This window comes from Roseibium sp. RKSG952, assembly GCF_009711355.1.
The window spans coordinates 53,007-75,355 of record NZ_SMMF01000930.1 but is presented as its reverse complement, the minus strand read 5'-3'; the positions used below and the strand labels follow the sequence as shown (position 1 = coordinate 75,355).

General features: G+C 59.0%; 15 protein-coding genes. 5 read left to right on the top strand and 10 right to left on the bottom strand.

Annotation, left to right across the window (positions count from 1 at the left end; genetic code table 11):
- Window positions 1-320 precede the first annotated feature (320 nt).
- Window positions 321-2,528 (bottom strand): catalase/peroxidase HPI, encoded by a 2,208-nt coding sequence (gene katG / locus E1297_RS24490; protein WP_155143118.1) that lies wholly within the window; start codon window positions 2,526-2,528, stop codon window positions 321-323.
- Window positions 2,529-3,064: 536 nt separating this feature from the next.
- On the opposite strand from katG, the gene E1297_RS24485 reads away from it, so the two are divergent.
- From E1297_RS24485 to E1297_RS24470, 4 genes are read left to right on the top strand one after another with little or no spacing between them, the layout of a single operon-like run.
- Window positions 3,065-5,164: a hydantoinase/oxoprolinase family protein gene (locus E1297_RS24485; protein WP_155143117.1), complete on the top strand. Its 2,100-nt coding sequence runs from the start codon at window positions 3,065-3,067 to the stop codon at window positions 5,162-5,164.
- Window positions 5,164-6,816, top strand: coding sequence for a hydantoinase B/oxoprolinase family protein (locus E1297_RS24480; RefSeq protein ID WP_155143125.1), 1,653 nt, complete (start codon window positions 5,164-5,166; stop codon window positions 6,814-6,816). Before E1297_RS24485 ends, E1297_RS24480 begins: the two co-directional genes overlap by 1 nt.
- Entirely contained in the window at window positions 6,813-7,880 is a 1,068-nt protein-coding gene (locus tag E1297_RS24475) for a histidinol-phosphate transaminase (RefSeq protein WP_155143116.1), read from the top strand. Before E1297_RS24480 ends, E1297_RS24475 begins: the two co-directional genes overlap by 4 nt.
- Entirely contained in the window at window positions 7,877-8,614 is a 738-nt protein-coding gene (locus E1297_RS24470; protein ID WP_155143115.1) for an Asp/Glu racemase, read from the top strand. The genes E1297_RS24475 and E1297_RS24470 overlap by 4 nt, the downstream gene beginning before the upstream one ends.
- Before the next feature lie 40 nt (window positions 8,615-8,654).
- Here E1297_RS24470 and E1297_RS24465 read toward each other — a convergent pair whose 3' ends face one another.
- From E1297_RS24465 to E1297_RS24435, 7 genes are read right to left on the bottom strand one after another with little or no spacing between them, the layout of a single operon-like run.
- Window positions 8,655-10,193: a trimethylamine methyltransferase family protein gene (locus tag E1297_RS24465; RefSeq protein WP_155143114.1), complete on the bottom strand. Its 1,539-nt coding sequence runs from the start codon at window positions 10,191-10,193 to the stop codon at window positions 8,655-8,657.
- A 4-nt stretch (window positions 10,194-10,197) separates the two neighbouring features.
- A complete protein-coding gene (locus tag E1297_RS24460; RefSeq protein WP_155143113.1) occupies window positions 10,198-11,163 on the bottom strand; it encodes a D-2-hydroxyacid dehydrogenase in 966 nt (321 codons plus the stop codon).
- Complete coding sequence (locus E1297_RS24455; RefSeq protein ID WP_155143112.1) at window positions 11,160-11,708, bottom strand: hypothetical protein; 549 nt, start codon at window positions 11,706-11,708, stop codon at window positions 11,160-11,162. The genes E1297_RS24460 and E1297_RS24455 overlap by 4 nt, the downstream gene beginning before the upstream one ends.
- Window positions 11,709-11,711: 3 nt before the next feature.
- Window positions 11,712-14,564 carry a 2Fe-2S iron-sulfur cluster-binding protein gene (locus E1297_RS50970; protein WP_155143111.1) on the bottom strand — a complete coding sequence of 951 codons (2,853 nt, stop codon included), beginning with the start codon at window positions 14,562-14,564 and terminating at the stop codon, window positions 11,712-11,714.
- Window positions 14,564-14,827 (bottom strand): sarcosine oxidase subunit delta, encoded by a 264-nt coding sequence (locus E1297_RS24445; protein WP_155143110.1) that lies wholly within the window; start codon window positions 14,825-14,827, stop codon window positions 14,564-14,566. Before E1297_RS24445 ends, E1297_RS50970 begins: the two co-directional genes overlap by 1 nt.
- Before the next feature lies 1 nt (window position 14,828).
- Window positions 14,829-16,070, bottom strand: coding sequence for an FAD-dependent oxidoreductase (locus E1297_RS24440; RefSeq protein ID WP_155143109.1), 1,242 nt, complete (start codon window positions 16,068-16,070; stop codon window positions 14,829-14,831).
- Between the two features lie 16 nt (window positions 16,071-16,086).
- Window positions 16,087-17,442, bottom strand: a complete 1,356-nt coding sequence (locus tag E1297_RS24435; RefSeq protein WP_368669668.1) for an MmgE/PrpD family protein — start codon at window positions 17,440-17,442, stop codon at window positions 16,087-16,089.
- 224 nt (window positions 17,443-17,666) lie between these two features.
- Here E1297_RS24435 and E1297_RS24430 point away from each other — a divergent pair, with 224 nt between their 5' ends.
- Window positions 17,667-18,554, top strand: coding sequence for a LysR substrate-binding domain-containing protein (locus E1297_RS24430; RefSeq protein WP_155143107.1), 888 nt, complete (start codon window positions 17,667-17,669; stop codon window positions 18,552-18,554).
- A gap of 49 nt (window positions 18,555-18,603) precedes the next feature.
- On the opposite strand, the gene E1297_RS24425 is transcribed toward E1297_RS24430, so the two are convergent.
- Together E1297_RS24425 and E1297_RS24420 are read right to left on the bottom strand one after the other, a co-directional pair.
- Window positions 18,604-21,021, bottom strand: coding sequence for an FAD-dependent oxidoreductase (locus E1297_RS24425; RefSeq protein ID WP_155143106.1), 2,418 nt, complete (start codon window positions 21,019-21,021; stop codon window positions 18,604-18,606).
- Window positions 21,022-21,046: 25 nt separating this feature from the next.
- Window positions 21,047-22,297 carry an aminotransferase class V-fold PLP-dependent enzyme gene (locus E1297_RS24420; RefSeq protein WP_155143105.1) on the bottom strand — a complete coding sequence of 417 codons (1,251 nt, stop codon included), beginning with the start codon at window positions 22,295-22,297 and terminating at the stop codon, window positions 21,047-21,049.
- Between the last annotated feature and the right edge of the window lie 52 nt (window positions 22,298-22,349).

The following is a 22,349-nucleotide window of genomic DNA, read 5'->3' as shown; positions in this document are numbered from 1 at the left end:
AGCACCGCCTCAGCAGCGCCGGTGAAGGGGTATTTACGGATTAGGTTCGGGACCTGCAACCCCCATTTTGAAAAAACTTCACATTTCCTGCCATATTTTAACATTACCCAACAAATACAATACATTAAGTTATGATTAGCGTTTCATTAAGGCTGTAGCGCCGGGCTCATACCACTGCTTTCAAGCCATATACTCGGCTTATTATCGGAATCGGATACGGAAGATGGCCCTGAACTCGGTTTTCAGACAGAATCCTTAGACAGAAACCGCCCCGAGATTAACTTCGGGGCGGCTAAGAAGCTTCAGTTTCTTTTAACCGATCAGCTCAGGTCAAATCGATCAGCGTTCATCACCTTGTTCCAGGCACTGACAAAGTCGCAGACGAATTTACCACCCGCATCGTTCTGACCATAGACTTCGGCCAGAGCCCGCAGCTGCGAGTTTGATCCAAAGACCAGATCAACACGCGTACCGGTCCACTTAACATCACCAGTCGCACGATCCCGACCTTCGTATACTCCATTACCATCTGCAGACGGTTTCCACTCGGTACCCATATCAAGCAGGTTCAGGAAGAAGTCGTTGCTCAATGCTCCGACACGATCCGTGAACACGCCATGATTGCTGTCACCAAAGTTACCACCCAATACGCGCATACCACCGACAAGCACGGTCATCTCAGGCGCGGACAGTGTCAGCAACTGCGCTTTGTCGACCAGCAACTCTTCCGGTGAAACACTGTACTCCTTGCGCTGATAGTTCCGGAAGCCATCTGCGATCGGCTCCAGCACGGCAACGGAGTCCACATCCGTCTGGTCTTGCGACGCATCAGTGCGCCCTGGGGCAAATGGAACCTCTACGTCGTGCCCGGCAGCTTTGGCCGCTTGTTCGATGGCTGCAGCACCACCCAAAACGATCACATCCGCAAGCGAGACTTTCTTGTTGCCGGATTGCGCATCGTTAAAGGCCTTCTGTACACCCTCAAGCGCAGCGAGCGCCTTGGACAGTTTCAGAGGTTCGTTAACATCCCAGTCCTTTTGCGGCGCAAGGCGAACACGAGCACCGTTGGCTCCGCCACGCATATCCGAACCGCGGAATGTCGAGGCCGAGGCCCATGCCGTAGAAACCAGTTCCGAAACAGATAGTCCGGCCGCCAGGATTTTGGACTTCAGGTCTGCAGTATCCGCTTCATCGATCAGGTCATGATCAACAGCCGGAACATTGTCCTGCCAGATCAGCTCTTCAGTCGGAACTTCCGAACCCAGATAACGCGAGCGCGGACCCATGTCGCGGTGTGTCAGCTTGAACCACGCGCGGGCAAAGGCATCGGCCAGTTCTTCGGGGTTCTCGTGGAACCGTTTCGAGATCGGGCCGTAGATGGGGTCCATCCGCATCGCCATGTCAGCGGTGGTCATCATGGTTTTGACCTTCTTCGACGGATCATGTGCCGCCGGTGCCATATCTTCTTCCTTAACGCCGATCGGCTCCCATATCCACGCGCCCGACGGGCTTTTGGTCAGGTTCCAGTCATATCCGAACAGCAGGTCGAAATAGCCATTGTCCCATTTGGTCGGATTGGCGGTCCAGGCACCTTCGATACCGCTGGTGGTGGTGTCGTCACCTTTGCCGCTGCCGAACTCGTTGATCCAGCCCAGTCCCATGTCTTCGATGGGGGCTGCCTCAGGCTCGGGTCCGACCAGATCAGGGTCGCCCGCACCGTGCGCCTTGCCAAAAGTGTGCCCGCCGGCGACCAGAGCGACCGTTTCCTCATCGTTCATCGCCATCCGGCCAAAGGTATCGCGAATGTCCCGGCCAGACGCCAGCACGTTCGGTTCGCCATCAGGGCCTTCCGGGTTCACGTAGATCAGCCCCATCTGAACCGCAGCCAGTGGGTTTTCCAGATCGCGTTCGCCTGAATATCTGCTGTGCGGGTTATCAGTCGGTGCGAGCCAGTCTGTTTCGGCACCCCAGTAGATGTCTTCTTCTGGTGCCCAGACGTCTTCGCGGCCTCCGGCAAATCCAAATGTCTTACCGCCCATGGATTCGATCGCGCAGTTGCCGGCCAGAATCATCAGGTCGGCCCAGGAAATCTGGTTCCCGTATTTCTGCTTGATCGGCCACAGCAGGCGACGCGCCTTGTCGAGGTTGCCATTGTCCGGCCAACTGTTGAGCGGAGCAAAACGCTGTGTTCCGGTAGATCCGCCACCGCGCCCATCAGCCGTACGATATGTGCCGGCACTGTGCCAGGCCATGCGAATGAACAGACCGCCATAGTGACCATAGTCTGCAGGCCACCAGTCCTGCGAATCCGTCATCAGCGCGTACAGATCCTGCTTGAGGGCCTCAAGATCCAGCTTCTTGAACTCTTCTGCATAGTTGAACGCTTCGCCCATCGGGTTCGACGCGGGCCCATGCTGATGCAGGATGGACAGGTTCAGTTGGTTTGGCCACCAGTCCCGGTTCGACCGGGAACCCGCGCCATGCATTACCGGGCATCCGCCCATGTTCGGGTTGTCGCTTCCATCCATTTTATTCTCCAATCCTGGCTGAGGCCCGTCTGCTAGGCAGGTCTATTTTGAGGTGAGCAAGATGACAGGAAAATGTCGTCAATGCCTGCTTACCCTGAACAAAATGGTTACAGGTGCCGTAACTTTGAAGATGTCACGCGGCAGCATGGTATTGGCGGCTATTCTGTCTTGCCTGAAACAAGGTTTAGCAGATCAAAGCCATGCAAAAAAATTTTGTTTATTGATGAAATTGATAAGATAAAGCTATCAGACTATCATCGTGCCCTGGTGGGTTAAGCAGCGCAGAATACGCCCCTTATAAATAGGCAACCTGCAGATTTCGAACCTGAACGATGAAACTTGTCGCTTGCAGGCCTTTTTGTCGCGAACGCGCTTGTGCGTTCCGAAAAGCTGTAGAAGTAATGAGCAATGGATCGTAATCGTATTGCAAAACGTCTGGATCGCCGGGCAACCGGCTGCAATCTCGTGCCGCAACGAGCGTAGTCGCCTTTTAGGGCGCTCTGCCTGCACGACTTCAGACGACATTTGGAATACCTATGACAACCGCTCAGCCTTTGCGTTTGGCCATCGATATCGGTGGCACCTTTACCGACACCGTTCTTGTGTCCGGCGAAGAGACCATTCTCGCCTCGACCAAGACCCTCACCACCCATCAGAACCCCGCCGATGGTGCCATGGAAGGCGCGATTCGCGTCATGGAGCAGTCCGGCCATTCGCTGAGCGATGTGACCGGGTTCATTCATGGGACCACGCTTGCAACCAATGCACTGATCGAACGGCGCGGTGCAGTAGTCGCAACGGTCACCACCGAAGGGTTCCGCGACATTCTGGAAATCGCCTATGAGCGGCGCTACTCGCAATATGACATCACGTTAGAAAAACCTGATCTTCTGGTTCCGCGTGAACGTGCGCTGACCGTACGCGAGCGTATTTCTGCAGATGGCAGCGTACTGATTGCGCTTGAAGACAACGCGATTAATGCGCTGCTGGCTGATATCGACGCCAGCGGTGCAGAAGCAGTCGCCATCTGTCTGATGCACGCGTATGCCAACCCTGAACATGAGCGCAGGCTGCGCGACGCGTTGAAAGAGAATCGGCCAGAGCTGACCGTGTCGATCTCGTCCGAGGTCAGCCCCGAAGCACGTGAGTTCGAACGGCTCTGCACCACCGTTGCAAACGCCTATATCCAACCGCTGATGGAAAGCTATCTAAGGCGGTTCGTCACCCGGTTCGAGGCTTCGGGCGTGACTTGTCCGATCCTGATGATGACCGCAGGGGGTGGTATGTGCACGGTCCGAACCGCTGCACGATTCCCGATCCGACTGGTGGAAAGCGGACCTGCGGGCGGTGCCATCCTTGCCGCGCGCATCGCGGCGCGAGCCGGAATCGGCGATGTTCTGTCCTTTGATGTGGGCGGCACGACCGCCAAGCTGTGTCTCATTGACAATGCCAGGCCCCAAACCTCGCGCCAGTTCGAAATCGCGCGCGCAGCAAGGTTCATCAAGGGATCGGGTATGCCCGTGCGCATTCCGGTGATCGAGATGATCGAGATTGGCGCGGGCGGTGGTTCGATCGCTGGTGTCGATCGTCTGGGCCGGTTAACCGTTGGCCCGAAATCGGCGGGATCGGAACCCGGTCCCGTAGCATTTGGTCGGGGCGGCATAGAACCAACCGTGACCGACAGTGATATCACGCTGGGTTACATCGTGCCGGACACATTTGCCGAAGGGTATATCAAGCTCGATCCCGAAGCCTCAAAAGAGGCCCTGACCCGTGTGATCGGATCACGTCTGGACACTGATGCGACGGGATCGGCCGATGGGGTCAGCCGGATCGTCGATGAAAGCATGGCCAGCGCTGGCCGGATGCATGCCGTGGAATCGGGCAAAGACCTCGGTCCACGCACTATGATCGCCTTTGGTGGCAACGGCCCGCTGCATGCCAGTCGTGTGGCGCGTTCGGCCGGGGTCAGCCGGATCGTGATCCCGCCCAATCCGGGCGTCGGCTCGGCGGTGGGTTTCCTGTTCGCACCGGTCAGCTTCGAAATCGTGCGCTCGCGCTACTCGCTGCTGGAAACGCTGGACCTTGACGGGATCAACAGTCTGTTCGCTGACATGATTGCCGAGGCCAGCGGTGTTGTCGCGCAAGGTGCGGGCGATGCCCCCACCGAGACGCAACGCACTGCCTTTATGCGTTACAACGGTCAGGGCCACGAGATCGAAATTCCCCTGCCCGACCGCGCCCTGACCGCGGATGACATTGGCCCGCTGATAACGGCGTTCGAGACGGAATACCGCAAGCAGTTTTCGCGCCCGGTGCCGGGGATGCAGATCGAGATTCTGAACTGGGCCGTGCGCGTTGCCACGCCGGATGCCAAGGTGCCGGATATTCCGACAACACCTGATCTGACCACGATCACGCCTTCCGAGACGCGCCCCATCACCTGCGATGTTGACGGGCAGAAAAAGCAGGCAGGCTTTGTTCCGCGCGACAGCCTGAAACCCGGCGACCGGATACACGGCCCAGCACTGATCACCGAACCGCAAACCACAACACTGGTCTCGGCTGATTTCTCGGCGCATGTGGACGCCATTGGAAACCTTGTTCTGATCCAGGACCAGAAAGGAGACGCATGATGACCGCCGATCTGTCCCCTGCCCGCTTGCAAGTGATGTGGAACCGCCTGTTGGCTGTGGTTGAAGAGCAGGGCCAGACCCTGATCCGCGCAGCATTTTCCCCCATCGTGCGCGAATGCGGCGACATCTCTGCCGGGATTTTCGATGTTCATGGTCGGATGTTGGCACAGGCCGTCACCGGCACACCGGGCCATATCAACACCATGGCCGAAGCGGTGATGCATCTGCGCGAGCATTTCCCGGTGCAGAACATGAAGCCCGGCGACATCTATATGACCAACGATCCCTGGCTCGCCTCGGGGCATCTGAACGACTTTCTGCTGATGATGCCCGCCTTCAAGAACGGCAAGGTTGTGGGCTTTACCTCATGCACTTCGCATCTTGTCGATCTGGGTGGCCTCGGCATGGGGCCAGAGGGCTCGGACATCTATGACGAAGGTCTGCTGATCCCACCCTGCAAACTGGTCGAAGAAGGCGTGCCCAACGCGCTGCTGCTCGACATTGTCCGCGCCAACAGCCGCGAACCCATTGCAAACGAGGGCGACATATATGCGCTGATCGCCTGTTGCGAAGCAGGCGTGACCCGTCTGGTCGACATGATGGACGAGTTCGGAATTGACGATCTGGACAGGCTGGGCAGCTACATTATCGACACCTCGCGCCGCGGCACACTCGAGGCAATCTCTGAGGTGCCGGAAGGGGTCTACAAGAACGCCCTGAAAATGGATGGCTATGAAAACGAGTTGGAACTGCACGCGACCCTGACTGTCAGCAAATCGGGCATGCATGTGGATTTCACCGGCACTTCTGGCTGTTCGCGCAAGGGTATCAACGTGCCGCTCAATTATGCGACGGCCTATACCGTGTTTGCACTGCGCTGCATCGTGGGTCCCGATATTCCCAACAATGCCGGTTCGCTGGAGCCCTTCACAGTGGACGGACCAAAGGGCTGTATCCTGAATGCCCAGCGCCCGGTTCCGGTTGCGATGCGACATACACTGGGACAGGTCACACCGGATCTGGTTCTGGGCTGCCTGCATCAGGCTCTGCCGGAACAGGTTCCGGCAGAAGGTGCATCCTGCATGTTCGATCTGCCGATGCGGCATGCACCCGAAGTGGCCCGTGATGGCGGTCGGGAATTCGCCGTCGAACCGGTCCACAACGGAGGAACCGGAGCGCGGCCCTATGCGGATGGCCTGTCTGCCACCGCTTACCCGTCCGGCGTGTTTGGGTCACAGGTAGAGATCACCGAAAGCGTTGCACCCGTCACCATATGGAAGCGAGAGTTGCGGCCTGATTCCGGTGGTGCGGGCAAGTATCGCGGTGGGCTGGGCCAGAGGATCGAGATGACCTCGGCCAATGATGCACCCTTCATCGTGTTCCTGTCGGTTGAGCGTCTGAAATTCCCCGCCCTCGGACGAATGGGCGGGCAACCCGGTGCGCCGGGCCGTATCCGTTTCCGTGATGGTCAAAGCGATATTCCGGGCAAAGGCGAGTTGCGGGTTGAAGGTGGCGATTACCTGATCTTCGAAACGCCCGGCGGCGGTGGTTTCGGCGATCCGGCAGAGCGCGACGCACAGGCACTTGCGCTGGATCTGAAGCGCGGATTGATCAGCGAGGACGGCGCTAGAACTTACGGTGTCGAGTCATGATCCGTCCGGTTCCCCATGTAGGCGCGATGGCGGCTTATGCGCTGGCCGATCTTGGCGGCGACAGCACCATCTCGCTGGCCCAGAATGAAAGCGCCTTTGCCGCAAGCCCTGTTGCCATCGCAGCAGGACAGGCGGCTATGGGCGATCTGCCGCTCTATCCCGATCCGGAATGGCCCAAACTGCGCGCCGCAATTGCTGATGTGCATGGGCTCGACCCGGCACGGGTGTTATGCGGCGCAGGTTCGATGGAACTGATCGGTTGCCTGATCCGAGCTTATGCCGGACCCGGTAACCGGGTTCTGGGTACAGACTACGGGTACGCATTTGTCTCTTCTGCTGCAGCGCAGGTGCAAGCCGATTATGTAAAGGCGCGCGAGGTCGACCTGACCGTTTCGGTCGACGACATCCTTGCTGCGATGACGCCCAACACTCGGATCGTTTTTGTGTGTAATCCCGGTAACCCGACCGGAACGCTGATTCCGAACTCCGAGATCATTCGTCTTCGGGAGGGGCTGCCACCAGATGTTCTGTTGGTTGTCGATCAGGCCTATGCCGAGTTTTCCGATGAAGCCAATGATCCCACCGAGATCTTTGCCCTGACAGACAGGGGAGATACCGTGGTCATGCGCACATTCTCAAAGGCTTACGGCTTGGCAGGCGCGCGCGCCGGATGGGGTTACTTCCCGCCCGAGGTTGCTGATGAGCTACGCAAATTGCTCAACCCCAACAACATCTCGATCGCTTCGCAGGCAGCCGCCGCAGCCGCCATGCGGGATCAGGCGCATATGCAGGATGTGGTTGCCCGAACAGCCCATATTCGCGACCGGTTTACTGAAGACTGCCGCGCCTTGGGTTTGACGGTTCCCGAAAGCCACACAAATTTCGTGCTGATGCGCTTTGCCTCGGCCGAGGATGCGCAACGCGCGGACGCGGCTCTGCGTGCCGAAAACCTGCTGATGCGTGGCATGGGTGGCTATGGCCTGAGTGACTGCCTGCGCGCCACCATCTGCGAAGCATCCGTCATGGACCGCTGCCTGACGGTCCTGAAAGGAGTTCTGACATGACTGAGACGCGAACCGCTGCCAAGATCGGTGTTCTGGTGCCCTTCACCAACACCAATCTGGAACCGGACATGGAGCTGCTGCGTCCACCGAACACCACGGTCCATTTCCAGCGCATGGGGGGCTATGATGTGGATGAAATCCCTGGTTCAGACCAGATGGCCGGGTTAGGTGCATCCGATATCAGCCACGACCTGCGAATGATCTCGGGCGTGCGTCCTGATGTGGTGCTGTACGGATGTACCTCTGCAACACTGACTCATGGGCCGTCCTTTGACGCTGATCTGGCACAACAGATCAAAGCAGGATCTGGTGCTGTGTCCCTAACCGCAGCCGGGGCGCTAATCGCTGGTATCAAGGTGCTTGGCGCAACGAAGGTTGGCTTCTCCTCCCCTTATCTGGGTGAGATCAACGCACAGGCCATCGATTTCATGGCCCACAACGGCATTGAAACCGTCAAGCGCGCGGATGTGGGCCGTGAGCTTGGAAATTACGGACAAGGTGAACTTACTCCGGGTGAAGTGTTCGACTTGGCCTGTCAGGCTGATCATCAGGATGCGCAGGCCATCGTGCTTAGCTGCACTGACATGCGATCGGTCGAGGCCATCGAACGCATCGAGGCGGCATTGGACAAACCGGTGGTCACATCAAATCAGGCCATGATGTTCGGTCTGATGAAAGCCCTGAACTTGCCCCGACACGACGCGCTTCCGGGACGTTTGTTCGACAGTCTCTGAAAATCAGTGGGGCAAGGAACGCTCCCTGCCCCGATCTATCCTAGGGTTCGCCGCTGCCGATTTCCTCGCGACGTTTGACGATATAGGCGTCCAGCTCCTCTCGCACAGCCGGGTCCATTTCCGGTGCCTGATATTCGCGCAACGCCTGCTGCCAAGTGTCTGTCGCCCGTTGAAGCGCGTCCTTTGCCCCCGCAACCTCCCAGTTTTCATAGTTCTGCCAATCTGACAGCATCGGCTTGTAGAACGCGGTCTCATAGCGGGCCATCGTGTGCTCGGTACCAAAAAAATGGCCACCGGTCGGCACGGAACTGATCGTGTCAAAACCAAGTTCATCGGTGTCGAACTTCATCGGCTTGAGGAATTCCATCATGTTCTGGATGATCTCGACATCCATGATGAATTTCTCGTACGAGGCAGTCAGACCGCCCTCAAGCCATCCAGCGGCGTGATACACGATGTTTGCCCCACCCAGAACCGCGCCCCAGGTTGCCATCATCGTTTCATAAGCCGCCTGCAGATCCACCACGTTCGAGGCGTTGGCATTCGATGTCCGATACGGAATGCCATAGCGCCGCGCCAACTGGCCACCCACGATGTTGGCCTTGGCATTTTCGGGCGTACCAAAGGCCGGGGCGCCGGATTTCATATCCACATTGGACGTGAATGAACCATACATGACGGGTGCGCCGGGGCTGACCAGCTGGGTCAGAACGACACCAAACAACGCCTCAGCATTCTGCTGCGCCAGCGCAGCTGGCAAAGTGACCGGCGTCATCGCCCCCATCAGGGTGAACGGCGTCACCGTCACTGGCTGGCCATATTCCGCCATCGCGATCAGACCGTCTCCCATCGCATCGTCGAACAGACGCGGCGAGTTGACCGAGATGATGGTGATTACACCTGGATCACCGCGCATCTCTTCCGGAGTTTGCCCGCGCGAGATCGCCATCATATTTATGCCGTCCATCGCCCGCCCGCGCCCAATTGCGGTGCAGTGAAAGCTCAGGTCGCTATAGGTCAGGTTGGCGTTGTAGGTGTCGAGGTGCCGGTTATTCGCAGGCATCTCGATCGGCGCCATCACCTGATTGCCGATCAGATGGATCGCGTTGAAATGATGCGCCAGCCGGATGAAGTTACAATAGTCCTCATAGTTCCCCTGACGGCGTCCGTTGATGCAGTCGTGAACGTTCGGAGGCCCTGCAACCAGCCCGAAATTCACATGGTTACCGCCCAGCGTGATCTGTTTGGCGCGATTGCGCGAGGTCAGAGTAAACTCGTGCGGCACCGTTTTCAGGGCTTCGGATACAATGCTCTCATCCATGCGGATGGTCTTGGTGTCGCGGTCGACGATCGCCCCGGCACGTTCGAAGATATCCATGACGTTGTCACCCATGACACGGATACCCGCCTCGGACAGGATTCGCATCGAGGTGGTGTGCAGCTGGTCCATCTGCTCGGGGTTCAGCAACTCGTACGCCGGGTATTCGTTACGCACTTGCGTCCAGGGTAGCTGCTCGATTCCCACCGCGCTGCGTCCGGATTTTCCGCGACGACCACCTGCGCGTTTTTCTCGTGCCATTGTCCTAGTATCCCCGTTCTGGATTAACGATATTGCTCAGCGCCTCGCCATTGCGATAGCGCTTCAAGTTTTCGGAAAACATCTCGACCGATTTCAAATCCCAACCGTCGTAGACCGAGCTGCAATGGGGCGTGACGATCACATTGTCCAACTCCCAGACATCATGCTCAGCAGGCAGAGGTTCGGTCGCGAACACGTCCAGTGCAGCCCCCCTGATCCGGTTCTCGGCCAGAGCGGCCATCAACGGGGCCTCTTCAATCACGCCACCGCGCGACACATCGACAAGCACCGCAGTTTTCTTCATGGCGTCGAATGCGTCCGCGCCCACAAGGCCGAGCGTTGAATCCAGAAGGGGCACACAGACAACAATGAAATCAGCACGCGACCAGAGGTCCGGCAGCGCCTCGATCCCATGTACCTCATCCACGTTGGGCGTGGCTTTGGGGCGCGCCCGGACGCCAATCGTATTCATGTCCATTGCTTTGGCGCGGGCGGCAACCGCCTCTCCGGTCTTTCCCAGACCAACGATCAAAACGGTCTTGCCGTCAATCGGTTCAACCTCGCCTGAAACCCATTCGCGCCGGGCCTGTGCTGCGCGAAAACCCGGCAAGTCCAGCGAGAAATGCAGCATCGCGCCCAGCGCGTACTGTGCCATCATATCGGCCGCGACCCCCGCGGCGTTGGTGACGGTCAGCTCCTCGGGATTCCACGGAATAATGTGATCCGTCCCGGACCCGCCAACCGATACCCATTTCACTGTTGGGGCCTCTGTCAGAGCCTCTCGCGGAAAACCGGGTGTGCTGGCAAAGCGCACGGAATATACCACCTCGGCCCCTGTCCGTGCGATCAGATCAGGCAGTCCATCATAGGTACTGCAGGTGTGAATTTCGAGATCAGGATGGCCCTTGGCCAGTACCTCACGCGATGCGTCGGGATTGTCGGTGTGCAGGATCACGACAGGGGATGTCATGGTGTTACCTCTCGATTGAATTCAGCGCTTGCCGTTGCCACAGCGTCAGCAAAGAAAGCAGTTGCGGCAATGTCGAATAGCAGATCAAAGCCAATACCGTCACGATCGTTCCGCCAAGTGATCGCCTCGACATAACCCACCCGTGTTTGCGCAATCCGCCCCACAGCAAATGCTGACACAGACAGATCGACGGGACAGATCTTAGCCATCAGATCGAACAGGCGCTCACCGCTCAGATGCATCATGGCCCAGGTTTCCTCGCGCCATGCATAATACCCCTTTGGGGCTTGCGCGGCTTCCCAACTAGCGCGCAGCTCGGTTGGTCCATCCAAAACGACCACTTCCTCACTTCCGAGGCGCAGCACTCCGTTTGCCACTTCATTCACCCCGGGAACCAAAATCCCCTGCGATTGCAGGAACGCCACCGTGCCCCTGCCCTTGAGCCCAAAGCGAGGTGTGTGGCTGAGATCGCGCAAGTTAACGGCGCCAGTAACAAGCAGTGTGCCTTCGGCAGCGCCCTGAGGGTCAAGCGGGTAGATACGCATGAATCAAAGCTCCTGCCGTTTGTTTTCAGGGTCAAAGAAGGCATGGCCGCGCACCGGTACGTTCAAACGCACGCCATTGCGGCATTTCACGGTCACTACAGAGCCCTCATCGGCGTCGTCGCCATACACATAGGCAAGCGCAATATGAGCGCTGAGCGTGGGTGACCACAGAACCGAAGTGACGTGCCCGACCGGCACATCGTCTTTCAGCACCAGACAGCTTTCACCCGGTACATTGGGATCATCCTGCGGCACATCAAAGGTCAGCCCCACCAGTTTGCGCGGCAACCCTTTGTTCCGGCGCATCTCGATCGACCGCTTGCCGACAAAGAACGGTTTAGTCTTGGAAATCGCCCATTCGAACCCAAGCTCATCCGGAGAGGTCAGCGCGTCGGTATCCTGACCGATCAGGATGTGACCTTTCTCCAGCCTGAGAATACGGCTTGCCTCGAGCCCGTAAGGGCGCATACCCACCGGCTCGCCGACCTTGATCACCGCATCCCACAGTGTTTTGGCATAGGTCGACGGACAGTGCAGTTCATAGCTCAGTTCACCGGTGAAACCGATCCGCATGGCGCGCATCGGCACGCCGGCCACGGTCCCGCTGCGCCCGTCGAGATAGGCAAACCCCTCGCGCGAAAAGTCGATATCGCTATCCAGCGCCGCCACCACATCGCGGGCTTTCGGACCGGTGATGTTGAAACCTGAAAAAGCCGAGGTCACGTTCAATACATCGACATCCAGCCGCCACTGCGCGTTCCAGAACAGCATATCGGCATACACCCGCGCCACTGCCCCGGTCGTAGCGGTGACATAGTAGATATCCTCGGCCAGCCGGTAGGCTACCCCGTCATCGATCACCGTGCCCATCTCGTTGGTCATCAGGCAATAGCGGCAGCGGCCCACGGGCTGTTTCTTGTACGCCATCGTGTAAACACGATTCAGGAATTCCCCCGCATCCGGCCCGCGCACCTCGAGCCCGCCAAGGGTCGAGACGTCAAGAATGCCAACCCCGTTGCGGACGGCGTGAACCTCTTCTTCGATCAAACGTTTGGCATCCGCCTTGGGGCCATAGAAATAAGGGCGCCGCCAAGTCCCGACCGGGCGCATGTCAGCCCCCAGCCGGATATGTTCGCGGTGCAGCGCCGTGCGCCGTTCAGCCGGGTGGTGACGGCCGGACAGAACGCCCAGCGTTACCGGACCAAAAGGCGGGCGCGCCGTGGTCACGCCGATCTGATCCACGCTGCGATCCGTGGCCTTGGCCACGACCCGCGCGGTGGCTAGTGCGGAATGCCTTCCCTGGCTTGGTCCCATACCCACGGTGGTGAACCGCTTGATCAGTTCAAGCTCGCGATACCCTTCCTTGACCGCGTTTTGCAGGTCCTTGACCTGAATATCCTCGTCCCGATCAACGAAATCCTTGCCCTTGGGATGTGCTGCGATCACAGGCTCGAAATTGGTCAGGGATGCTTCGTCATCCGCAACATGGGCGACCTCAGGCGTTGGCAAGCCCAGCCGTTGCAGCGCGACCTGAGCTGCCCGCTGTGCATCCGCAACCACCGCATCCGCTGCAAAGACACCCGCCAGACCGCCTGCTATGCCCAGCGGCGCATCCGGCAAGGTCAGCGAGAACCGTGCCGAAGCTTCATCGTAACCCAGTTTTGCACCGGCGTGGCAGGGCAATTGCCACATTGGGGCATATCCCACCGAGATCACTGCCAGATCGCAGTCCAGCCAATCGTCCCCGACCTTTACAGCTGTCACATGGGTCTTGCCGCGCGCCTCTTCCACAACCCCCTGAATGACTTTGGTGCCTGTGGCCGTGAGTTCAGTTGCCAGCGCGCTACCGCTGCCACCGGGCCGGGGGTCAACCAGCGCGGCCAGATCGACACCGGCCTCAAGCAGATCCAGCGCCACGCGATAACCGTCAATATTCGCGGCCATCACAACGGCCCGTTGTCCCGGTTTGACCGCGTAGTGGCGCATCAGACGTTGCGCGCCACCGCTCAGCATGATGCCGGGCAGGTCGTTATTGCGAAAGACCGCAGGCTGCTCGACGCTGCCGGTGGCCAGCAGAACCTCACGCGCACGGGTCTTGAACAGCTTGTCACCGCAGATCAGTGGCAGCCAGTTGTCTTCAAACCAGCCGTTGACCACAGTGCCCGTCATGATCCGCAGATTAGATAGCGCAGCGGATTTCTCCAGCAGGCTATGCAGCCTGTCCGAACTGTCGCGGCCGTAGGTCAATGCGCCGCCCAATTCGGGCTCCATCTCCGCCAGAATGACATCGGCCCCGGCCTCGGCGGCCTCAATCGCGGCGGTCAGACCCGCCAGCCCACCACCCACGACAAGAAGGTCGCAGAACAGATTGGCCTTTTCGTAATCTGCGTGCCGTGCCTTGAGGTCCACGACCCCCAGCCCGGCCTTCTTGCGGATCAGCGGCTCCCACATCTTCAGCCAGCTGTTGCGGGTGGGGCCCATGAACGTGCGGTAATAGAACCCAACCGGCAGAAACCGGCCCAGCTTGTCCATATAGGCATCGCGATCTCGCGCGAGCGAGCCGTTTACGTTCTGCGCGCTAACCCGCAATCCCTGCGAGATCGGGTGGCGATCAGCCTGCACGTTCGGATCCGAAGGCAGCTGCACCAACGTATCGGCCTCGGCCCCCGCCATCGACATCAGACCGCGCGGGCGGTGATATTTGAACGACCGCGACAGCATCCACTGGCCGTTCACAGCCAAAGCTGACGCGATCACATCGCCTGCAAACCCCCGATAGGTCCTGCCTTCAAAGCTGAACGTGACCGGAGCGTCTCGGTTGATCCTGTTGCCCCAGGGTGCGGGAAGTCGGCTCATCACATCTGTTCCAGTTCTGAAGGATCAAAGGTGCGGATCACCTCGTTGGTGGTGGCGTTGCGTTCGGCCAGAAAGAAATAGTTCGAGGGCACGTGCCGCCACCACTCCACAATGGTCCCACGTGAATTGTCGGCGCGGAACAGATGGCGGGCCCAGTCCGCGTCGCTGGTCGCATCCGGGTCGGGGTTTGCTTTCAGCGGGCCAAAGCTCTGGAATTCGTTGATGTTGCGGGGGCCATTCATCGGGCAGGTCAGGATCTTCATGTCAGTGGCTCGCTGCGGTAGCGCCCATTTCGTTCAGCAGATCGAACGTGGCGAACCGTTCCATCGTGAAAGGCTCCAGGATCGGCGCGACCTTTTGATTGGCGATGGTGTGCGCCATGTATTTTCCGGCGACCGGAGTGGCCTTGAATCCCCACGTACCCCAACCGCAATCCAGCCAAAGGTTGCTCAGCGGGCTGGCCCCCATGATCGGCGAATAGTCGGGCGTCATGTCGGTGATCCCCGCCCATTGCCGCAACAGGCGCACGCCGTGCAGGAACGGGAACAGGTGCACTGCGCCCTCGGCCAGATGTTCCTTCATGTCCAGCGTCGAGCGGGTGGAATATAGCTGATAAGGGTCCGATCCCCCGCCAATCACAATCTCACCACGCGAGGATTGTACGAGGTAGGTGTGCAGGCTGACCGAGCTAACCAGCGTATGCAGCCAAGGCTTTAGCGGTTGTGTCACCATCGCCTGCAGCGGAAAACACCGGATCGGCAATTCGACCCCGGCCTTCATGGCCATGTCGTAGTTCATGCCGCCCACGGCGATCATCACCTGTCCGGCTGTGACCGTGCCGCGATTGGTCTGCACCCGGGCGATCTTGCCACCTTCGACGTCAAAGCCCTCGACCTCGGTGCGCTGATGAATTTCCACACCGCGCCTGCTGGCCTGCGCGGCGTAGCCCCAAGCCACCGCATCGTGGCGCGCGGTGCCGCCATCGGCGTGCCACAGCCCACCGATGATTTCCAGCGGACCGCCTTCATCCATGTTCAGGTGCGGGCTGAGTTCCCTGACGGTTTGTGCATCCACCACCTCGATATTGGTGCCTGCGTGCTTACCCATCTCGGCGCGCAGATGGAACGAGCGCAACGTGGCCTCGGAATGCGCAAGGGTCAGCTGACCGCGCTGGCTGAACATCACGTTGAAGTCCAGCTCCTCGCTCATCTCTTCATAAAGCTGCACGCCTTCCTTGTAGAAAGCGATCCCCTCTTTGGTGATGTAGTTAGACCGGATGGTCGTCGTGTTCCGCGCGGTGTTGCCGCCAGCGAGATATCCTTTCTCCAACACCGCCACATTGGTGATGCCGTGATACTTTGACAGATAGTGGGCGCAGGCCAATCCATGCCCGCCACCGCCTACGATCACAACATCGTAGATGGGCTTGAGATCGGGGGTGGCAGGAATGTCGCCCGTAACGGGATAGGAGCCGGAAAGCCCATATTTCAGCAGCCTCAGCGGCATTGTGGTGATCCTGACGTTATGGCTGGTCCGGGGCGTCGTAGAGCAACGCGCCAAGATCCGAGAATTTTGAACCGGTTTCTGTCAGCCCGAGAGTTGCATCGCGAATGGCACCAGCACGGTCTGCGCCCAGCGAAGGTGTGGCAAATTCCATGAATTTACCAACAACCTCGTCCTGATCCATCGGCGCTTCGGGGCCACCGCGTGCATGTACGTCGCCCGAGTCCAAAACCCGCCCATCGGCCAGTGTCAGGCTGACATCGGCAATGCGACATTCGGGGAAGCGTTCGGAATGGCGCGCAGTTTCGGCAACGGTGATACGCTCGACAATGCTGGCCACCAATGGATCGGACAGACCCGCGCCGGTGATGTGTTCGACACCGATCCGGCCATGCGCTGCCATTGTGGCGACCGCGAAGGGCAGCGAGTATTGCGCCTTGGATGTGTCGTCAGGCATGCCCTGAAACAGGCAGGCGCTTTCACGGAATGTGTTGACGTGAATCGCGGAGATATCCTGATGGGTCAGGTTGTGCTCTCGGATCAAAGCCCGCGTAGCGTCAATTGCGGCATGGGCCCAGCGACAGATCGGATAGGGTTTCACATACTGGTGTTCCATCTGCCAGAACTGGCCCAGATCCTGCCAGTGCTGCGCCACGTCCTCCGCCTCGATCGTGATGGCCGGAGCGCCGGTAAAACCTTTCTCGGCCAATACAATCGAAGACACGCCCACCAACGCACCCCAGCCAGAGCCGTCATGCAGCATGGTTGGGTTGGCAATCTCGCGCATCATCTGGCTACGGGGGCCGTGATATTCGGCGATGCCCATGGCTTGGCGCATCTGCTCCGCGCTCAGCCCGCGCAGACGGGCCGCGATGGCGACCACGCCCAGTGCGTTCCATGCACCGGATGTGTGATAATCGCTGACCGTGTCGTGCAGCGAAATCCCTGCGCGCCCGGCAACCTCATAGCCAATTGTGACAGCAGCCAGCGCTTCGGGGCCGGAAAAATCTCCTACAGTTTCCGCAAGTGCCGCAAGCGCAGGAATGACAGCCACCCCGATATGCCCCTTGGTGGGGTTGTACCCGTCATGACCGTCCAGATTGTCGGTTTGCGTGGCGGCGGCATAGGCTGCGCCAGCAACACTGACACGTCTGCCGTCAAACATCATCCGGGCGCTCAGGCTCGGCTCACCTGCGCCGTACAGGGCCAGGGCACTCTCGCGCGCAATCCTGCCGGCATACATCGGACCGGATCCGATCGCGATGCCCAGCGTATCCAGCGTCATCAACGCCGCCGCCCTGAGCGTGCTGTCCGGAAAATCCTGCGCCCGGGAATCAAGGGTAAAATTTGCGACTTTGTCGAAAGTGTCTGTCACGGGCATCCTGCTTTGACCTTTGGCGGGCTCTGGATATCGATCGAAAAATAGGGGTATTTGGTCGGAGCGGCACGAAAACAATATTGGGGCAATGGTACTGGAAATTTTGTGACCGCTGCTTTGGAGGTGTCGCAAACGTGGCCGGAGGCGCGTCGCTTCAGGGCAAGATACCGATCCGGAACCACACTTATTTTAGCCGATGGCCACTCTGGGAAACACTGATCATGATGAATCTGCCCCACCTAACCTTCCTGCGCTCATTCGAAGCCGCTGCGCGACATCTGAGCTTTACCAGTGCGGCTGATGAGCTGAACTGCACTCAATCTGCAGTCAGCAATCACGTGCGTTCTCTTGAAGAGTTCATTCAACGGCCTTTGTTCGTCCGTCATCCACGTTCGTTATCGTTGACTGATGTGGGCGAAGCTTATTTGCCGTCGGTGCGCCATGCCCTGCAGGAAATCAACGTCGCCACCCAGTCTGTCATCCTCCGAACGCACACGCGCAAAGTGGTCGTGTCTTGTCCGTTCAGCCTGGCTGAGAACTGGTTGCCGGATGTCATTCAGGGGTTCAACGCGGTTCATCCGGATATCGATCTGACGGTACATGGTACAGTCTGGAGCGATGTCGAAGCCAATGTCTCGGACATCTCCGTCACGATCAACCACGTCGATGATGTGACGCCGGACATGACCCGATTGTGGGTTGAGAAACTGTCGATCGTCTGCGCACCCGGGTTTCTGGTTGAAGGGAAACCGCTGACTGAGCCGGAGCAGCTGCAACAGGCCCGGCTGATACATATTCTGGGCCGACCGGCCTATTGGGAATACGTTGCTCGCCACTACGGCCTGACCAGCCTCAATCTTGAGGATGGACCACGTACAAACGCCTCAAACTTTGCCATGGAACTGGCCGCAAAATCTCTGGGCTGCGTAGCATTGCCACGATCGCTTGCGCGTTCTTATGTTGATCGTGGGCTGGTGATCGAACCCTTTGATTTCGATCTGGAAAGTCCGTGGGCCTACTTCATCAAGGTAAAAGAGAAGCCGCTAGCGCCACCGGTTCGACTGTTTCAGGATTGGTTAATGCAGGCCGCCGCCGAGATGAACACCTGACCAGACAGATGTGGCGCAACGCCCTGAAGGAGCGCTGCGCCGAATTCAGTTATCCCCGCAACCGCGCACCTGCCGGATCGAATGGCGGTTCAGCCAGCAAAGTGGCCTTGTGCGGCTTGCCTAGGATAAAGACCTCAACGGTATCGCCCGGTTTGGCCACGGTGGGATTTGCATAGCCGATGGCCAGAGACTTGCCGACGGAATATCCGTAAGCCCCCGAGGTTACGCGGCCTACCGGAGTGCCATCCGGCGTAAAGATCGGCTCACCCCCGGTTGCGTCAGCGTCTTCGGTCACCTCAACTTCGAAGATCGAGAGAACCTCACGCGGGGCATTGTCCTTGACGGACAGATAAGCCTCTTTGTGCAGGAAGTCTTTGTCCAGCTTGATGAGGCCCGCCAGCCCGACTTCCTGTGGCCAGTACTCTTGCGAATACTCTCGGCCCCATGACCCATAGCCCTTTTCGATCCTGAGCGAGCCCAGCGCACGACCGCCCACCGGACCGCCCCCAAGCTCTTTCGCCGCTTCCAGCAATGCTGAATAGAGCCTGACCTGGTCCTCTTCTGCGCAATGCAATTCCCATCCCAGATCGCCGGTAAAGCTGACCCGGATCGCCAGACAGGACAGGCCTGCCACGTCAATGGTCTGCGATCGCATAAAGCGGAATGCTTCGTTCGACAAATCTGCATTGGTCAACCGCTGCAACAGATCTCGCGATTTAGGCCCTGCGATATTGAACCCGGCGATGCGGTTCGTTGCGACCTCGAACGTAGTGCCTGCGGGCAGGTCGATCATGTTGAAAAAACGCTGGTGATAACGCTCGGCCATGCCCGAGCCCACCATCATGTATTCATCATCAGCTACCTTGGTGATGGTAAAGTCACCAGCCACGCCGCCGCGTACTGAGATCAGCGGTGTCAGACAGGATCGCCCGACCTCGGTTGGTACCCGGTTGGCAACCAGCTGGTCCAGCCACTCATAGGCGCCCGGCCCCTTGATCACGTAGTTGGCAAAGTTCGAGATATCGATCACGCCCACGTTTTCGCGCAGCATCTTCACTTCGCGGCCCACCGGGTCCCACCAGTTCTGACGGGTAAAGCCGATCGATTCTTCCGTGCCCGGCTGATCTGCAAACCACAGCGGGTGTTCCCAGCCGCAGTTCAGACCAAAGACGCAGCCCATGTCCTTTTGCATTTCATAGGCTGGACGCACGCGGGCCGGACGGCCAGCGCTGCGTTCCTCGTTCGGGAAATGGATGGCGAAACGGTGAGTATACTGGTCTTCGACCCGCGCTTTGGTGAACTTTTTGTCCGCCCAGTCGCCAAACCGGGCCAGATCCCACGCGAACATGTCGTATTGCGGCTCGCCCTCGATCATCCATTGCGCCGCAAGCAGGCCCAGACCGCCCGATTGCGAGAAGCCAGGGATCAGGCCGCCGCAGAGGAAATAGTTTTTCAGCTCAGGCACCGGACCCCACAAGGCGCTGGAGTCCGGAGACCAGATCATCGGCCCGTTGATCACACGCTTGACCCCGGCTGTGGCCGCGACCGGCACACGCTCGGTGGCGCGGATCACGTTTTCCATGATCCGGTCCAGATCGTCGGGGAACAGGTCATGGGCAAAGTCCAGCGGCGTGCCCTCTTCGGCCCAGAACTTCATGTCCTTCTCATAAGCGCCGATCAGCAGGCCGTTGCCTTCCTGGCGGAAGTAATACTCGCCATCCCGATCCGCGATCGAGGGCAGGCGGCGACCCAGATTGGCCACCTCATCAATGGATTCGGTCACGAAATACTGGTGCTCGGTCGGCTGCAGCGGCAGGGTCAAACCGGCCAAAGCCGCCACTTCACGACCCCAAAGACCAGCGGCATTCACCACCCATTGCGTGTGAATGTCACCCTTTTCGGTGCGCACGATCCAAGACCCATCAGGCTGCTGATCTGTGCCTAACACAGGACAAAACCGCTCGATCGTCGCGCCCATCGCACGCGCACCTGCGGCATAGGCATGCGGCACGCCCGAGGGATCCACATTGCCACCGTCGGGTTCGTACATGATACAGCGGATATCGTCGAACTGCGCCAGTGGGTGCAGTTCCTTGGCTTCTTCGCGGCTGACCTCATAGAAGTTCAGACCGTAAAATCTTGCCTTGGCTTCCTGCAGGCGCAGCTGATGCTCACGTTCTTCGGTCTGCGCGAGGTACAGCGAACCGGGCTGGAATACGCCACAGCTTTGGTCGGTTTCTTTCTCCAGCTCTTTATACAGGTTCATCGTATAGTGCTGGATGCGCGTGATGTTGTTGTTGTCGTGCAGCCCGTGAATATTCGCTGCCGCGTGCCAGGTCGAACCGCTGGTCAGTTCGTCCCGCTCCAAAAGGACAACATCTGTCCAGCCGAGCTTGGCGAGATGGTACAGGATCGAACAACCGGCCAGACCACCGCCGATCACCACTGCCTGAGCATGCGTTTTCATGGAGGATTCCTTCCCTACAGATGCCTCAGGCGGCAATCGTTTTCATGGCACCCAGAAACTGGGCGACTTCAGCAACGCTGTTGTAGTGGCACATCGACACCCGCACGCAGCTGTCCATGCCAAGCGGTGTAAGGATATTGCCAGAGTAATGATCCGCCTTGCGCAAATGCGTTCGGATGCCTTGCTCGTTTAGCAGGCGCACAACATCGACCGAGGGCACGCCCTCGACCCGCAGCGACACCAGACCTTCGCGCGCCGGGTTGTCGACGCCGCCCAGGATGGTCACCTTCTCCATCTCGGCTAGACCCGGCAGGTTGCCGGTGCCGTGGATCATCGCATCGGTCAGCGCCTTTTCCTGTGCGTGAATCGCCTCACCGGCCGCTACGAACTTGGCCCGCCGGTCGGTGGCGTCGCTGACCTGCTCGCCCAGCCACTCAAAATAGCTGACAACATCGGACATGGTGGCGTAAGAGCCAGTATCGCGAGTCCCCATCTCCCAATTGTCGGCAGGACCATCAAGCAGGCTGTTATGCGGCAAGGCCGTCAGCCGATCCGAGATCCAGGCAACCCCGTAACCATGGCGCGAGAACACCTTGTAGGGCGAAATCACATAGCCATCCACGTCATAGGCTGTCAGGTCGATCCGGCCGTGAGCCGCGTGCTGGATGCCGTCGACGATTATGTAGCATTCGGGCGCAACCGCCCGGATGGCAGCCGCCACGGCCTCTAGGTCGACCCCCATGCCGGTGACGGGTGAGGTGTGAACGATAGTCGCCACTTTGGTGTCAGGAGTGACCTTTGCCGCATAGCCTTCGGCAGTCACGGTGCCGGTGGCGTCATCATGCTCGACCAGAACATGGCTTTGCCCGGCGACGCGTGTCCAGCGATCGCAAGCGCTGCGGGTGGCAGGATGCTCCAGAGTGGTGCCCAGGACCTGACCGGCCCCGGTACCCAGACAGGCGTTCATGATCAGGCGGAACAGCAACTCGGTGCCGCTTTCACCCACAAAGAACTGCCCGCCAGGCGCATTCATAAACACGGCCATGTCTTCCTTGGCCTTGTTGATCACGCGCACCAGCTCGTGACTGCCCGGATTGTCGCGGCCCTGATTATCGGGAATGGCCGCATAATCCTGCGATGTTTTCACCACCGAATTCAGCGTCAGCGCACCGCCGGCGTTTTCGAAAAAGATTCGGGGTCCCTGTTGAGGGCAATGGTCAATCTGGGCAAAGCGATCGCGGATCTGCTCTAGCAGAGGTGTGTTGATCTCGGGCATTGGGACTCATTCGTGCAGATGTGTCATTCAATCTGCAGATATATTCGTCGCG

Bases quoted from the DNA above. Each gene is read 5' to 3' on its own strand.
- E1297_RS24460 (WP_155143113.1), bottom strand. From the start codon at position 11,163: ATGACATCCCCTGTCGTGATCCTGCACACCGACAATCCCGACGCATCG.
- E1297_RS24430 (WP_155143107.1), top strand. From the start codon at position 17,667: ATGATGAATCTGCCCCACCTAACCTTCCTGCGCTCATTCGAAGCCGCT.
- E1297_RS24475 (WP_155143116.1), top strand. From the start codon at position 6,813: ATGATCCGTCCGGTTCCCCATGTAGGCGCGATGGCGGCTTATGCGCTG.
- E1297_RS24445 (WP_155143110.1), bottom strand. From the start codon at position 14,827: ATGAAGATCCTGACCTGCCCGATGAATGGCCCCCGCAACATCAACGAA.
- E1297_RS24425 (WP_155143106.1), bottom strand. From the start codon at position 21,021: ATGAAAACGCATGCTCAGGCAGTGGTGATCGGCGGTGGTCTGGCCGGT.
- E1297_RS24455 (WP_155143112.1), bottom strand. From the start codon at position 11,708: ATGCGTATCTACCCGCTTGACCCTCAGGGCGCTGCCGAAGGCACACTG.
- katG (WP_155143118.1), bottom strand. From the start codon at position 2,528: ATGGATGGAAGCGACAACCCGAACATGGGCGGATGCCCGGTAATGCAT.
- E1297_RS50970 (WP_155143111.1), bottom strand. From the start codon at position 14,564: ATGAGCCGACTTCCCGCACCCTGGGGCAACAGGATCAACCGAGACGCT.
- E1297_RS24465 (WP_155143114.1), bottom strand. From the start codon at position 10,193: ATGGCACGAGAAAAACGCGCAGGTGGTCGTCGCGGAAAATCCGGACGC.
- E1297_RS24485 (WP_155143117.1), top strand. From the start codon at position 3,065: ATGACAACCGCTCAGCCTTTGCGTTTGGCCATCGATATCGGTGGCACC.
- E1297_RS24470 (WP_155143115.1), top strand. From the start codon at position 7,877: ATGACTGAGACGCGAACCGCTGCCAAGATCGGTGTTCTGGTGCCCTTC.
- E1297_RS24480 (WP_155143125.1), top strand. From the start codon at position 5,164: ATGACCGCCGATCTGTCCCCTGCCCGCTTGCAAGTGATGTGGAACCGC.
- E1297_RS24440 (WP_155143109.1), bottom strand. From the start codon at position 16,070: ATGCCGCTGAGGCTGCTGAAATATGGGCTTTCCGGCTCCTATCCCGTT.
- E1297_RS24420 (WP_155143105.1), bottom strand. From the start codon at position 22,297: ATGCCCGAGATCAACACACCTCTGCTAGAGCAGATCCGCGATCGCTTT.